This window comes from Bacillus sp. FSL K6-1033 (genome assembly GCF_038630765.1).
GTDB classification, from domain to species: domain Bacteria; phylum Bacillota; class Bacilli; order Bacillales; family Bacillaceae; genus Bacillus; species Bacillus altitudinis.
In genome coordinates this window covers 2001341-2016071 of record NZ_CP152041.1, presented here as the reverse complement: position 1 = coordinate 2016071, position 14731 = coordinate 2001341, and the positions used below count along the sequence as shown (strand labels likewise).

General features: G+C 41.1%; 17 protein-coding genes and 1 other RNA gene. 14 read left to right on the top strand and 4 right to left on the bottom strand.

Annotated elements, in window-relative coordinates; genetic code table 11:
• Positions 1–15 precede the first annotated feature (15 nt).
• Positions 16–651, bottom strand: a complete 636-nt coding sequence (recU, locus tag MHH31_RS10195) for a Holliday junction resolvase RecU (RefSeq protein ID WP_342495494.1) — start codon at positions 649–651, stop codon at positions 16–18.
• A gap of 46 nt (positions 652–697) precedes the next feature.
• Between recU and MHH31_RS10190 the strand changes: the two genes are divergently transcribed.
• Entirely contained in the window at positions 698–1654 is a 957-nt protein-coding gene (locus tag MHH31_RS10190) for a DUF2515 domain-containing protein (protein ID WP_047945924.1), read from the top strand.
• Positions 1655–1677: 23 nt separating this feature from the next.
• Here the strand turns inward: MHH31_RS10190 and sspM are convergent, their stop codons facing one another.
• Positions 1678–1782: an acid-soluble spore protein SspM gene (gene sspM / locus MHH31_RS10185; RefSeq protein WP_017359731.1), complete on the bottom strand. Its 105-nt coding sequence runs from the start codon at positions 1780–1782 to the stop codon at positions 1678–1680.
• Between the two features lie 196 nt (positions 1783–1978).
• On the opposite strand from sspM, the gene MHH31_RS10180 reads away from it, so the two are divergent.
• The 3 genes from MHH31_RS10180 to MHH31_RS10170 all read left to right on the top strand — a co-directional run bounded on the left by MHH31_RS10180 (position 1979) and on the right by MHH31_RS10170 (position 3203).
• Positions 1979–2212 carry a DUF5446 family protein gene (locus MHH31_RS10180; protein ID WP_224558417.1) on the top strand — a complete coding sequence of 78 codons (234 nt, stop codon included), beginning with the start codon at positions 1979–1981 and terminating at the stop codon, positions 2210–2212.
• Positions 2213–2270: 58 nt separating this feature from the next.
• Entirely contained in the window at positions 2271–2642 is a 372-nt protein-coding gene (locus tag MHH31_RS10175; RefSeq protein WP_017359730.1) for a YppE family protein, read from the top strand.
• A 108-nt stretch (positions 2643–2750) separates the two neighbouring features.
• The gene (locus MHH31_RS10170) at positions 2751–3203 is read left to right on the top strand and encodes a YppG family protein (protein WP_017359729.1); all 453 of its coding nucleotides are present in this window, start codon (positions 2751–2753) and stop codon (positions 3201–3203) included.
• Between the two features lie 21 nt (positions 3204–3224).
• Here MHH31_RS10170 and MHH31_RS10165 read toward each other — a convergent pair whose 3' ends face one another.
• Positions 3225–3644, bottom strand: coding sequence for an Hsp20/alpha crystallin family protein (locus MHH31_RS10165; protein ID WP_116307053.1), 420 nt, complete (start codon positions 3642–3644; stop codon positions 3225–3227).
• Between the two features lie 168 nt (positions 3645–3812).
• Here MHH31_RS10165 and MHH31_RS10160 point away from each other — a divergent pair, with 168 nt between their 5' ends.
• Positions 3813–4319 (top strand): PTS glucose transporter subunit IIA, encoded by a 507-nt coding sequence (locus MHH31_RS10160; RefSeq protein ID WP_327859433.1) that lies wholly within the window; start codon positions 3813–3815, stop codon positions 4317–4319.
• 49 nt (positions 4320–4368) lie between these two features.
• On the opposite strand, the gene MHH31_RS10155 is transcribed toward MHH31_RS10160, so the two are convergent.
• Positions 4369–5487, bottom strand: a complete 1119-nt coding sequence (locus tag MHH31_RS10155) for an NADH-dependent flavin oxidoreductase (protein WP_234710323.1) — start codon at positions 5485–5487, stop codon at positions 4369–4371.
• 160 nt (positions 5488–5647) lie between these two features.
• Between MHH31_RS10155 and MHH31_RS10150 the strand changes: the two genes are divergently transcribed.
• The 9 genes from MHH31_RS10150 (at position 5648) to MHH31_RS10110 (ending at position 14712) form a co-directional block, all read left to right on the top strand.
• Complete coding sequence (locus tag MHH31_RS10150; RefSeq protein WP_342494788.1) at positions 5648–7894, top strand: DEAD/DEAH box helicase; 2247 nt, start codon at positions 5648–5650, stop codon at positions 7892–7894.
• A 23-nt stretch (positions 7895–7917) separates the two neighbouring features.
• Complete coding sequence (locus MHH31_RS10145; RefSeq protein ID WP_301231530.1) at positions 7918–9165, top strand: ribonuclease H-like domain-containing protein; 1248 nt, start codon at positions 7918–7920, stop codon at positions 9163–9165.
• Between the two features lie 314 nt (positions 9166–9479).
• On the top strand, positions 9480–9716 hold the full coding sequence (gene cotD, locus MHH31_RS10140) for a spore coat protein CotD (protein WP_072368252.1): 237 nt from the start codon (positions 9480–9482) through the stop codon (positions 9714–9716).
• Between the two features lie 50 nt (positions 9717–9766).
• A complete protein-coding gene (locus tag MHH31_RS10135) occupies positions 9767–10309 on the top strand; it encodes a DUF1273 domain-containing protein (protein WP_045035047.1) in 543 nt (180 codons plus the stop codon).
• Positions 10310–10384: 75 nt separating this feature from the next.
• A complete protein-coding gene (gene gpsB, locus MHH31_RS10130) occupies positions 10385–10690 on the top strand; it encodes a cell division regulator GpsB (protein WP_008344631.1) in 306 nt (101 codons plus the stop codon).
• Between the two features lie 60 nt (positions 10691–10750).
• Positions 10751–11132, top strand: an RNA gene (gene rnpB, locus MHH31_RS10125) — RNase P RNA component class B.
• A 108-nt stretch (positions 11133–11240) separates the two neighbouring features.
• The gene (locus tag MHH31_RS10120) at positions 11241–12395 is read left to right on the top strand and encodes a class I SAM-dependent RNA methyltransferase (RefSeq protein ID WP_342494787.1); all 1155 of its coding nucleotides are present in this window, start codon (positions 11241–11243) and stop codon (positions 12393–12395) included.
• Between the two features lie 106 nt (positions 12396–12501).
• The gene (locus MHH31_RS10115; protein WP_017359721.1) at positions 12502–12699 is read left to right on the top strand and encodes a hypothetical protein; all 198 of its coding nucleotides are present in this window, start codon (positions 12502–12504) and stop codon (positions 12697–12699) included.
• A gap of 75 nt (positions 12700–12774) precedes the next feature.
• Positions 12775–14712, top strand: coding sequence for an ATP-dependent DNA helicase (locus MHH31_RS10110; RefSeq protein ID WP_342494786.1), 1938 nt, complete (start codon positions 12775–12777; stop codon positions 14710–14712).
• Positions 14713–14731 lie beyond the last annotated feature (19 nt).

The window sequence follows — 14731 nt, the reverse complement described above, 5'->3', positions numbered from 1 at the left end:
TCTCAACCTTTCGTGTTAAACCTTTTTCGAACGTGAATGTTGCTTGCTGTCATCCGAAAAATGAAGTGTCTCCACTACTTTAATATAATCAATTCTTGGCGAATATCCAAGTGTCATGAGGTGACCTGCTTCCATTAATTCATCTTTGCTAATGGATTTACGGCCGTTTTGCTGCTGCCGCTCCCAAAAGAAGAAGAGGTCAGTAGCGGACAAATAATAAACGGAACCAAATGCGGATATAATAACAAAACAAATACCGCCTTGCTTTTCAACCTGTTTCATATGCTCAATTTGATGGTCGTGGAAATTTTTGAGCGGAAACGAGGTGGTGCTTTTGGTTTCCTTTGCTTCAAAATCGATATAACGCCCTTTGTATACCCCGTTGTAGTCTGTTGTGGAGGATTGTTTAAAATAGGCCTCTTTAATGACAGCAGCGCTTCTTTTTGGATAATCCACATTGACAATTTGAACAGGGGTAGGCTTTTTATGAATGACTGCGATCCCGTTGACCAAATAGTACTGGTTCGTTTCATTTAAGTCAGCTTCAAGCGTCATCCCGCGGTTACTATAAGATGATTCGCCGCTGATTCTTTTTTTTGTCCCAATTTGTTGAATGGGCTGATACGATTTTCCGTTAGGATACCGAATCATCAAGTTTCAGCCTCCTTTTAATGCATTTTGTATTGGAGAGATCACCATGTTGTCACAACAAGAGCACATGATTACCCAGCATATTTTACATGAAACGAAAGCGAAAAATAAGGACAACCTGACAAGGACAAATGCGTACAAGCGCTTTTATGACCGTCATCCAGAGATGAAATGGTCTCTGCTTGCTTCTTTTGTCTCCAGAAATGCTGGATGGTCGATGACAGATTTAAAAGGCGAGCTCTTCCATCCGGGTTTAACGGATCAGCAAGGGCATCTGTTCTTTACAGCATATGAAAGAGCGAATTGGTTGATCTTTTCAGATGCTTACCCGCAGCTTCTCTTGTATGAATGGTCAAAAAGGTGCCGCAAACCTTTATTTCATCTGCTGCCCCATTTCGGTGTGTCTCGTTTTATGAGCGCTGAGTGGGAACGATTTTGGCAAACGCGTGACACAGAGCGACTGCTGCATGCACTCATCATAAATGAACAATATACTATACAATCTCCTATTATACAAAATCCTCTCCTGAAAAAGAATGTTTTTCACTCGATTCAATATCTTTTCAGCGAGTGGGCACATTTTCAAACCGTCGTTTTTCCGACAGTAGACGGGCATTTGTATGGGTTAACCATACGAAAGTTTTCCCAAGTAAAAGAGCGCATTACGTTAGGGAAAAAGCTAGCAAAACTATTGTTTCGAGCCGATTTGTTTTCGGATTTTTATCACTTTTTGCATACCGTGCCGCATACGGGATCTCGATTTGATTTTGAACCGTTTTTAGGGATTGCGCGAAGGTCAAGCCCTTTCCTCAGAACGGTGTATCCAGTCATGACACATTCATTAGACGATCAAAGGGAAGATTGGTTTCAAAAGAAATTGAGTCCATCCTTGTTTGAAGCAGAGCGCTTACCAAAACAAATTGAGCTGACCGACTGGTATTTTCATAAAAAAAGGCAGCTTCGTTTTCTTTTCTCATTAGAACACTATTTTTTGCATAAATAAAAAGCAGGGGGTACCTGCTTTTTTTACGTGGATGGACGGTTAGGGCCGCCGAGCTTTTTATCAAGCTGATCTGTACTATTTTCTTTCCCTTTTGTTTTTTGCTCTTTTGGTGCTTGCTGCTTTTTCATGACATCTACCTCCTTTGTCCTTAGAATTTACACAATCGGACGCGATCATACAAAGAAGGACAAGCACGTGTCGAAATGGAAGAAATTGCGCTTATCTTCACTTAGATTGGCGATTTAGTTCTAGTTTTGTCATGTATGAAGGAGGGAGCAAAAGAAAAGAGAATGTAACGAGAGATGATAAAGGAGGAATCTGATGATGAGCGAATTTGTATCAAAAGAATCCATTATGCAGTTGTTAGAGGAAATTGAGCGAAAGATTGATGCGGTGGAAGAAGAACTGTCTTTAGCTGTCAAAAAAACAAAAAACGCTGCCGTAGAGGAGCAAGAACAAATCATTGACCGTCTTGAATCTGAAGTGAAGGAATGTGAATTGAAAATTCATGCAGCAGAGTATAAGCTGCAGGCAAGACCCGCATATCACGCCGGATAGCTTTTCTATTTGAGCAATAAGTAAACGTTTGATAGGATGGTTCATAGAGGTGAACACTTTGGATAATCAAACATTACTTAAACATACACAAGAGTTGATCACGTGGATCGAAGAAGCATACGAGCAGTACCTAAAGGGAAAGGCAGAAGAGGAATACCCAGTTTATGATTTTTACAACGATATTCAACCGGCCGTTGTCAAATTTGATCAGCAAATGGAAGAGTGGCTTACTGCTGCTACCTCATTTATTCATCAGGCCAAACCTAGATACTTACATCAAGAACAGCTTGAAGCCGTCCAAGAAAATGGAAAAGAGGTTGTGCTGCAATCTTATTTTGGCAAACAGCATGCACCTCGTGTGAAAAATTTAGTTGAGTCAGTGATTTATACACTGAACCTTTTAATAGAAGAAATCAACAAACGCAGCTGATGAAACAGCCTGCGTTTTTCTTATGGCTGCTGTAGGCACATCTTCTGCTTCCTGAACATAATATATCATTGACTTCAATATGTTTTCAGAGCGAGAGGAGCGAGATACGTGTTCCCTTATTCAAACCAGCCATCTTATGAAATGAATCAATTTCAGCAACGGCCTTTTCCGTATCCAGATATGCAGCAGCCTCCGCAGCCTCCAGAATATTTCATGCCCCCATATCAAGGTGAAATGAACCAGCCGCCGTCTGCAGGCTATCAGCCGCCTTTTGGATATCAGGAAAACTTCCAGCCTTATCAGCCGCAGCCTGAAGCAATGAATCAGCCGCAAATGCAGCCGCCGGGCATGATGCCTATGCAGCAGCCTATGAATCCTTATCCTTTGCCAAGGCCGCAAAAACAGCAATCATCTCAATTTAAAAGTGTGCTGTCACAATTTAAAAAAACGAATGGGCAATACGATTTTAATAAAATGTTTGATACTGCTGGACAAATGATGAGTACAATGAATCAAGTGGGCTCATTGGCGAAAGGATTTACTAGTATTTTTAAAGCATAGCAAAACCCAATAGATATACATCTATTGGGTTGTTTGTTTTGGCGCAGTCACACGAAGTGATTGATCTTTCCAAACGCTCTTCATATTGGTTTCATCTATTTTTGCAGGCATTAAAATGGTTTTGGTAAAGCTTGAATAGGAGGAAGTCGTGTCTGTTTTGATTTTTTCCTGTACCGATAAGTGTAAATATTGCGCTTTCACTTCTAGTGCGATATCACCTTCGACAAAATGGTCTGGAAATCGAATCTCAATATATACATATTGATCATCTTCTGTCACATCGGTTGTAATGGATGCAAGTGAATGGCTCGTGGTCATCAGCGCCTCTGCACTATTTAAAATGTCGTGAAACGGCGATGATGCAAAAAATTGTTCAATTGCTTCATATAGAATGTCTTCATTTGTTAACAACTCGTGTTTCTTTTCACTTTCATGTTTCATTTGAATCACCTCTCATCTACAGCCTATGCAAAAGGGGCTCAGGCGGTTATCAATTGATGAGAGGAAAAAATTATGATTAAATAGTGTTGAATGAAGCAAGGTGTATGGGCGTGAAAGTTTATACGCTGAATAGATCTAGAAGCAAAGCTTGAAGGGAGCAAATGAACATTGCTGAAAAAATTATTCGGTTTCGGAAAAAACCAAGATGATGTAAAGGAAGAAGTCATTTATTCTCCAGTTGATGGAGAGTTAATGGATATGACCGATGTACCAGATCCCGTTTTTTCTCAAAAGATGATGGGAGACGGCGTAGCTGTAAAACCAAAAAACGGAACCATTGTTTCGCCAGTAGATGGTGAAATTATTCAACTCTTCCATACAAAACATGCAATTGGGATTCGAACACTCTCGGGGCTTGAGCTTCTGATTCATATCGGACTTGAAACGGTTGGATTAAATGGTGAAGGCTTTGAAGCACACATAAAAGAAGGGGATAAAGTGAAAGCAGGTGATCCTCTCATTACGTGTGATTTAGAGCTGATTGAAGAAAAAGCGGCAAGCACAGTGACACCAATTGTCATCATGAATGGTGATTTAGTAGAACATCTTGACAAAGAACCTAAGGGCTCTGTAGAAAAGCAGACGTCCAAGCTTTTTACAGTGAAAATGAAATAATCCAAAAAAACTACCCTGAGTTGATAGGGTAGTTTTTTTATTGAGGAGATTAATCCTCCATTGGAACCCAGCCTTTACTTGCTTCCATGACAGTCCATAAACCCTCTGGAATCATGTACTTGTCTTTTTGACTGCGTTTAATGACGGTCTCAATCTCGTTTTCTCTGCCTTCTTTAATCTTTACTGCCCAATCGGGATCAACAATGACTTCTCTTGCAACAGCGATGAGTGGAATCCCTTGATTGTATGCATTCAGTGCATCCTCAGCTGTAATGACGCTGCCGACGCCGATGAGTGGAAGCGTGTCACCACAGCGCTCTTTTAATAACTCCATCCGCGTCTTACTTGTATCAGCACCACGTCTTGCCTTAGAGTCAATCTCCATTAAAGAAATATGCAAGTAATCAAGGTTTTTCGTCTTAAGTACGTCCACTAAAGTAAATGTTTCTGTCATGGTTAAACCAGGTGTTTCTGGTTCTTCAGGTGATAATCGATACCCAAAGATAAATGGTTTTGTTACATGCTCTTTGATTGCTTCTTTCACCGCATCTACAACTGCAATTGGAAATGCGAGACGTTTTTCTTCGCTTCCGCCCCATTGATCTGTACGCTGATTACTATGCGGGGAGTAGAATTGCTGTAATAAATATCCGTTCGCTCCATGGATTTCGATCCCATCAAATCCTGCTTGGATTGCGCGCCTTGCTGCTTCTTTAAATGAGTCGATGATGTGAGGAATTTCTTCTTCTGTCAAAGCTCTCGCAATTTGTTTTCCATCTTTAAATACATCACTTGGCGCAACGACATCACCGTTTGGGACTAAATGAGGGAGAGCCTGAGAGCCGCCATGATGAATTTGCATAATGGCTTTTGTTCCTTTCGCTTGAATCGCAGAAGCAAGCTTTTGAAGGCCAGGTATATCTTCATCCCTTGCAATAGAAGGCTGTCCTTCAAACGCCTTACCATCTGGCGTCACGTTTGCACATGCGGTGATGACCATGCCCATTTCGCTTGATCTAGCGGTAATAAAATCAATTTCTTCCTTTGAGATCGTGCCATCCTCATGAGAACCGAAGTGTGTCATTGGTGCAACGACTAAACGGCCATCAATAGAGGCACCCCCTGGGAATGTAAAAGGTTCAAATAAAGGCTTAAATTCGTTTTTCAATCTGATCATCTTCTTCCTTGATAAAATCATTTCACTATAGAAGTGTAATAGATATTGTTACAACACATCAAAATATTTGCTCACAAGCGGTGCATCAAAAAATTGCCGCCTAGTCATGCAAACAAATATTCGGTACACTAGAATGAGAGGTGGATACCAGATGAAGAAGAAAACAATGAACGAACTCATAGAAGAATTAAAAAAAGACGAACAGGTCGAGCATTGGCATGAAATTGAAGCGAAGCCTGCACTGACTTCTCCAATTCCTGAAAGAGTAAATGACAGGCTCAAAGTGGCGCTTGAAAAAAGAGGTGTGAGCGAACTGTACATTCATCAAAAGGAAGCCTTTGAACGTGTGATGGATGGTGAGAATGTGGTGACTGTGACACCTACAGCTTCAGGTAAAACGCTTTGCTACAATCTGCCAGTTCTTCAGTCGATCGCAGAAGATCAGACAAGCCGCTCCCTCTATTTATTTCCAACAAAAGCACTTGCGCAAGATCAAAAAAGTGAATTAAACGAAATCATTCATGAGATGGATGTTCCAATTCACAGTGAAACCTATGACGGGGACACCTCCCCAGCGATTCGCCAGCGCGTCAGACAGGCAGGACATATTGTCATCACAAATCCAGATATGCTGCACTCAGCGATTTTGTCTCATCATACGAAATGGGTCAGTTTATTTGAGAACTTAAAGTATATTGTCATTGATGAACTTCATACATACCGAGGCGTGTTTGGCAGTCATGTCGCCAATGTCATTCGAAGACTAAAGCGAATTTGTGCATTTTACGGAAGTGACCCGACCTTTATTTGTACATCAGCGACCATTGCGAATCCGAAAGAGCTTGCAGAGCAGCTGACCGGAAGCAAGGTGCATCTCATTGAACGAAACGGAGCACCTAGCGGTAAAAAGAATTTTGTCTTTTATAACCCGCCAGTCGTCAATAAGCCATTAAATATTAGACAAAGTGCGGCCACTGTTGTGAATCAGCTCGCTAAAACATTTTTAAAAGAAAAAATTCAAACGATTGTTTTTGCTAGAAGTAGGGTAAGAGTTGAAGTCATCCTAAGTCATATTCAAGAACTAGTGAAAAAAGAAATTGGTCCTAAATCGATCCGTGGTTATCGCGGAGGCTATTTGCCGAAAGAGCGGCGCATGATTGAAAAAGGCTTAAGGGAAGGAGACATTCTCGGTGTTGTCAGCACAAACGCACTAGAATTAGGAGTAGATATTGGACAGCTAAAAGTCTGTATCATGACCGGATATCCTGGCAGTGTAGCGAGTACGTGGCAGCAGGCTGGACGAGCTGGAAGGCGTCATGAGGAAGCACTCATTATCATGGTCGCAAGCTCATCGCCACTTGACCAATATATTGTCAGACACCCTGAATACTTCTTTAACAGACCACCTGAATCGGCAAGAATCAATCCTGAGAACCTTATCATCCTAGTCGATCATCTAAAATGTGCGTCCTACGAGCTACCGTTTCGAGAAGATGAACAGTTTGGCGGTATGGAAGTAGAAGAAATTTTGCAATACTTACATGAAGAAGGGGTTCTTCATTTCAGCGGGAACCGTTATTATTGGTCAGATCAATCGTTCCCGGCTCATGGCATCAGTCTGAGATCTGCAAGTCAGGAAAATGTCGTCATTGTCGATCAATCCGATGTAGCGAATGTTCGAATTATTGGGGAGATGGATCGATTCAGTGCGATGACTTTACTTCATGATGAAGCGATTTATTTACATGAAGGGGTTCAGTATCAAGTGGATAAGCTAGATTATGAGCATCTTAAGGCTTATGTGAAACAAGTCGATGTAGAATATTATACAGATGCGAATTTAGCAGTTCAGCTCAAGGTGCTTGAAATTGATCAAACAACAGAGAAAGAGGCGGTATCTGTTCACTACGGTGATGTGACCGTCAATGCAATGCCGACTATTTTCAAAAAAATTCGGTTATCAACCGGTGAAAATATCGGTTCCGGCCCGATTCACTTACCTGAAGAAGAGATTCATACGAGTGCTGCTTGGTTTGAATTACATGAAGCAGAGCGGACATTTGAAGAAAAAACACTTGAACAGCTGTTGCTCGGTATTGCCAATGTTCTTCAGCATATTGTTCCGGCGTTTGTCATGTGTGACCGTTCAGACATTCATGTCATTTCTCAAATAAAGGCAGCCCATACCGGGAAACCGACCGTATTTTTATATGATCATTACCCAGGTGGAATCGGTTTAAGTAAAGAGGTCCAGGCTCGCTTTGATGAAATTGCCCGTGCAGCCACTCAGCTGATTGAGCGATGCAGCTGCGAAAACGGCTGTCCATCTTGTATTGGTATGGAAATGAAAGAGATCGATGGAAAAAGCAGTATCATTCAATTGATGGCAGGATTTTAAGGGAAGGGGGAATAGACCTACTTATGTCATTAAAAGGAAAATTAAACAGAATGAAAAAACACCTGTCGCACAATCAGTCAGATGAAAAGCGTGGGGCAGTAAAAGAGGGAAAAACGCACACTGTGACGGCTGAAACCATACCATTTCTAAAAGAGTGGGGGGAATTAAGTGCAGCTCCTTACTACTTTGAAGACTCTTTCTGCCTCATTCGGGAAGTGACCTATCCACTTGACCATCAGCATGGGCGATATTCATTTGCAGAACTGCCGGAGATGGTGAGTGCATGGAACAAAAGTGAGATTCAGCATTCTCTTTCTGCAAAAGGCTACAAGCCTCACGAGCTATTTTTCTTCGATACAGAAACAACAGGACTATCTGGCGGAACGGGAAATATGATTTTTCTGCTTGGGCATGCGAGAGTTTATTCAGATAAAGTGGTGGTAAAACAACATTTGCTCACGAATCCAGGAAATGAAGCGGCACTTTACAAAAGCTTTCTTAGTGAGGTGGATGTCGAATCGCTCGTGACATATAATGGAAAATCATTTGACTGGCCTCAAGTCAAAACGAGGCATACACTATTACGCGATCAAATACCTGCTCTACCTGAATTTGGTCATTTTGACCTTCTGCATGGGTCAAGGAGATTGTGGAAACATAAATATGAGCGTATGGCTCTTTCGGTTGTAGAAAAAGAGGAACTGCACGTCAATCGAGAGGGAGATACACCGGGGTTCCTCGCACCAATGATCTATTTTCACTTTTTAAAGGAACAAAACCCGAAACTGATTGAAGGAATTTTGACTCACAATGAACTTGATGTCTTATCATTAATCAGTCTCTACATTCATTTGTCTAAAAAAATCTTATCCAAAGATGCGGTGAAGGAAGACGATGAGAAATATGCATTAGCTAAGTGGCATCTTGCTCACCGTGATGTGCAGGAAGCAACAAAGCACCTGCAAGAATTAACGGGAGCAGCGTTTGAGCATGCGGATCAAGCAGCTTATGATCTATCGTTACAGTACAAGCGATTAAAACAATGGGATGAAGCGGCATGCATATGGAGACGTCTATTTGAATCAAGTGATGTTCATTTAAGATTAAAAGCGGGTGTAGAGCTTGCAAAGTATGAAGAACACCGTCAAAAAGATCCAAAAGCAGCCCTTTCCATTACCCAAACATTGTTATCACGATCGTCTTTAAGTGAACGAGACATTGTGGAACTTGACAAGCGAGAAAAGAGGCTCTTAAGAAAAGCTGGGCAATGAAATTATTGCCTGGGAAAGCGCAAAAAATGACAACGTTCGGCTCTCGGCCGAAAATAAAAATTGTTTAGCACTTTTATTGTAGAAAAGTCACGAATCCTGTAAAATAACGTTAGATATTGAATGAGGAGCGTAGAGCATGTATAAGGGTCTTTTCTACTTGTTTTTTCTTGTTGTCATATTGGTCGCTTTTGTGTTTTCAAACTATAAAGATGTTTTTCTTGCAAACTTTTAAAATAGGTTAATGCATTAGTACATGTACACCTCTTGATTCATACATTATTAATGTAAGAAAATCAAGGAGAGGGGAATGCTACATGTACCATCATCATCATTGCAATCCAAATGTTACACAGCCAATTGTACATCCAACGAATCACTGCTGTACGCACAGTGAGTCAACTACAATTGTGCCGCACATCCACCCGCAGCATGTAACAAATGTTCATCACCAAAATTTCCAACATGTTCACTACTTCCCGCATACGTTTTCTCAGGTGGACCCGGCAACACATCAACACTTTAACTGCGGTGGACCTTGCTGTAACAGATAAAGTGAAAATGGGACTTTTATAAGTCCCTTTTTTTAAAAGCAGGTGAAAAAATGAAAAATATTGCTGTCACAGGGTACAAGCCATTTGAGCTTGGGATATTCAAACAAGACGAGCCTGCACTTCAATACATAAAAGCGGAACTTCGGAAAAGGCTGACGGCACTCATTGAAGACGGGCTGGAATGGGTGCTCATTTCAGGTCAGTTAGGGGCAGAAATATGGACAGCTGAAGTGGTCTTTGAGCTTCAAGAGGAGTTTCCAGATTTAAAACTTGCTGTCATTACACCATTTTATGAACAGGAAGAGCGCTGGAATGAACAAAATAAAGAGCTGTATGAAGGCGTTCTTGCACAAGCTGATTTTGTAGAAAGTGTCACGCATAGACCGTATGAAAGTCCGGCACAATTTAAACAAAAGAACCGCTTTTTTATTGAAAAAACGGACGGCCTTCTCGTCTTATATGATCCCGAGCACGAAGGCTCGCCAAAATATATGATCAAAGAAGCTGAAACCTATACCGACTACCCAATTATGTATATCACAATGGATGATTTAAGAGCACAGGTTGAGGCGGAAGATCCGTTTTTTGACTAAAAGCAAGAGAAAATTTGACAACGTCACGTATTTCTGAAAAAATATACTATGAATTCACGATATGAGGTGAAAAAGATGCTTGCTGATAAAGTAAAGCTTTCTGCGAAAGAAATTTTAGAAAAAGAATTTAAAACAGGTGTCCGAGGGTATAAACAAGAAGAAGTCGATAAATTTCTAGATATGGTCATTAAAGACTATGAGACATTCCATCAAGAAATTGAAAAACTCCAACAAGAAAACCTTCACTTGTCAAAACAGCTTGAAGAAGCGGTTGAGCAAGGGAAAAGACAGCCTGCACAGTCCAATACAACAAACTTTGATATTTTAAAAAGACTATCTAATCTTGAGAAACACGTTTTCGGCAGCAAACTTTATGATTGAGTAATACCAAAAAAGCTTGTGTCAGATGACATTGTCGTTTATAATAACGCATGTTGATTAACGTTCGGGTAATCGCTGTAATGCTTTGACATTGCAGAGGAAAGTCCATGCTCGCACGGTGCTGAGATGCCCGTAGTGTTCGTGCCTGGCGAAAAAATAAGCCAGGGCAGCCTGGGAAAGGCTGACGGCAGGAAAAATGCCTACGTCCTTTTAGGATATGGCAAAGTATCCTTGAAAGTGCCACAGTGACGAAGTCTCACTAGAAATGGTGAGAGTGGAACGCGGTAAACCCCTCGAGCGAGAAACCCAAACTTGGTAGGGGAACTTTCTCAAAGGAACCAAACGGAGAGAAGGACAGAGAATTCTGTAGATAGATGATTACCACCTGAGTACGAGGCTTTTGCCGTTTGCAGTACGATGGAACAAAACATGGCTTACAGAACGTTATATCCGTTATCATAAACATGATGAAATCAAAGCTCTCCTATTTCTACATATGGAGAGCTTTTATCTTGATTAAGAAAAGAACGAGAAAACAGGTGATAAACAAATGAAAACCTATACACTCATCGCAACAGCGCCAATGGGAATTGAAGCGATAGTTGCAAAAGAAGTAAGAGACCTCGGGTATGAGTGCACCGTAGATAACGGAAAAGTCATTTTTCAAGGAGATGCGCTTGCCATCTGCCGTGCGAATCTATGGCTGCGTACAGCAGACCGAATCAAAGTCCAAGTTGCTGAATTTTCGGCTAGGACATTTGATGAGCTTTTTGAACAGACTAAAGCCATTGACTGGGCCGCATTTTTACCGAAAAATAGCACATTTCCCGTCATTGGTAAATCTGTTAAATCTCAGCTTGCCAGTGTGCCGGATTGTCAGCGCATCGTCAAAAAGGCTATCGCGCAAAAGCTTAGATCATCTTACAACATACAGTCTGAATGGCTAGAAGAGACAGGCCCTGAATACAAAATCGAGGTAGCCCTTTTAAAAGATAAAGTATTGCTGACGCTTGATACGTCTGGTGTGGGTCTTCATAAACGTGGATACCGTGCAGATCAAGGGGGCGCTCCGATTAAAGAAACCCTTGCAGCGGCGCTTGTCTTATTAACGAACTGGACACCTGACCGTCCGTTTGTCGATCCTTTTTGCGGATCAGGAACAATTGCTATTGAAGCAGCGATGATTGGACAAAACATTGCCCCTGGATTTAACCGTGAGTTCGCATCTGAATTATGGGAATGGATCGGTGAGGACGTTTGGAACAAAGCACGCCTTGAAGTAGAAGAAAAGGCGAACTATGATCAGCCGCTTCACATTATCGCGAGCGATATTGATCATCGTATGGTAGAGATTGCGAAACTGAACGCAGAAGAAGCTGGACTTAGTGAATTGATTCAATTTAAGCAAATGCAAGTGAAAGACTTTCAAACAAAAGATGAGTATGGTGTGATTGTCGGAAATCCGCCTTACGGTGAACGTCTCAGCGATAAGCCAGCTGTGGAAAAAATGTATCAAGGCATGGGCGAAGCATTGAAAAACCTAGATACGTGGTCCATTTACATTTTAACGTCACATGAAAAATTCGAAGAGTGTTTCGGAAGAAAAGCGACGAAAAAGAGAAAACTGTTTAATGGATTTATTAAAACAGACTATTATCAATACTGGGGAAAACGCCGGCCTAGGAAGCAAACAACTGAATCGTAACAAATGTCCACACCACGAGAAGGTGTGGATTTTTTTATGCTAAAAAGGTATAAGTCTTGACGGGACGGAATAAACTGAACTTGATTTTAAAAAAAGAGGTGTCTTCATGATTCATTATGATCAATTTCAGTTAATTCAAAAAGCACTCGCTTCAACAGCCCGAGAAATAGAAGGGATTGAAACGGGACAATCTGCTAAACTTACGGCAGCCATCGAGAACTTAGCAATGGCTCAAAACTACATAGACCATTCAGAGCACGCATTTTTAATGAAGGAAAGCTACCAGCATCGCCTGCGCTCTTAAAAAAAGATTGTCATACCCCAGCATAAATGTTACTATTGAATGTCTGAATGATTCAAAAGTTGGGGGTTGAAGCAGGTGACAGCATCTCGTTTGCCTTTTTCATTAACAAAAGAACATAATTTTTACGAAGAACTGGGCAACTGGATTGGTGATGTGTTTTATGACATTTTGCCAGAAAAGGGCTTTGATCTTCGAGATGAACAAATATTTATGGCTTTTCAGTTAGAAAGAGCCTTTAAAGAAAAAAGTGTGATGTTTGCCGAAGCTGGGGTAGGCACAGGCAAAACAATCGTTTATCTTTTATTTGCGGTCACATATGCAAGATATACAGGGAAACCTGCGATCATTGCATGTGCAGACGAAACGTTAATTGAACAGCTGGTCAAACAAGAAGGTGATATCTATAAAATTGCCAATCACCTTGATATTCAAATAGATGCGAGATTAAGTAAATCGCATGATCAATATTTATGCTTAAAGAAACTAGAGAAAACGATGCAACGTGAAGATGATGAGAGGTGGCTCGACATTTATGAATCGCTTCCTTCATTTGTTCATGAATCTCATGGGATGCAGACATTTTATCCGTATGGTGATCGAAAAGAGTATCCAGAATTAACAAATGATGAGTGGTCAAGAATTGGTTATGACTCTTTTCAGGACTGCTTAACGTGCGACATGCGGCATCGCTGTGGCTTGAATTTATCAAGAGACCATTACCGAAAAGCAACAGACCTCATCATTTGTTCTCATGACTTTTACATGGAGCATGTATGGACAAAGGAGTCACGTAAACGTGAAGGACAGCTGCCGCTCCTTCCTGAGCATAGCTCTGTTGTATTTGATGAAGGGCATCTTCTTGAGTTTGCAGCACAAAAAGCGCTAACATACCGAGTGAAACAATCAACACTTGAGACGTTTTTGGAGCGTCTTTTGCAAAATGATATTCGTGAAGAGTTTGCAGAGCTTGTTGAAGATGCACTTGCAACAAACGATCAGTTCTTTTATCTCTTAAAAACGAATGCCAAAGAAATCAAAGGATCACACCGTCTTGAAATTGGTCGTGTAGATGAGGTAAAGCGTTCAGCAAGTGAATTATGTGATTTGCTTGAGAAGATTGGAGAAGCGCTCGTATTTGAATCAGAGATGTACACAATTGATCAATACGAATTGTCTGTTGTGGAAGAGTACATTGAACAGATGGCGTATTCTTTGTCGCTTTATCAGAAAAATGCCATTAGCTGGCTGGAGAAGCAGGAATTAGATACCACCTTTGTCGTCATGCCAAAAACGGTAGCAGAAGTTCTCGGTGAAAAGGTATTTTCGCAAAAAATCCCTTATATTTTCTCATCTGCTACGTTGTCTGAAAATCAATCATTTGATTATTTAGCTGAAAGCCTTGGGATCAAAGATTATTTATCCATGAGTGTGGCTTCGCCGTATGATTATGAGGAGCAAATGCAAATGTATTTCCATGGAATTCAGCAGCCAATGACAGAGTCAGCTGTAAAAGGTCAGCACGTGCTATCTCAGGTAAAAGAAAATGGCGGTCGATCTCTTATTTTATTCCCTTCATTTGATGAACTGCATGTATTTAGAAAGCAGCTCGAAGCATCAAATGAATCACTGCCTTTCCATGTGTATTTTGAAGGAGACGAGGAGATCAGTACCATTGTTCAAAAGTTCCAAGCGGATGAAACATCTGTGTTATGTTCCGTTCACTTGTGGGAAGGGCTGGATATTCCAGGACAGTCTCTAACAAATGTGGTCATTTGGGGACTTCCATATCCACCGCATGACCCAGTATTTGAAGCAAAACGGAATGAAGCGAAAGATGCATTTACTGAAGTAGACCTTCCGTACATGCTGCTTCGTCTAAGGCAGGGCATTGGGAGACTGATTCGGACAAGCCAAGATGCTGGCAGCATTCATATTTACTTTGGCAGTCAGAAAGATATTGAGCTGCAAAGTAAAATTGAATCCGTTCTTCCAGTAAAGCCAGTGATCTCTTAATGATAGAAAACCATTCAAT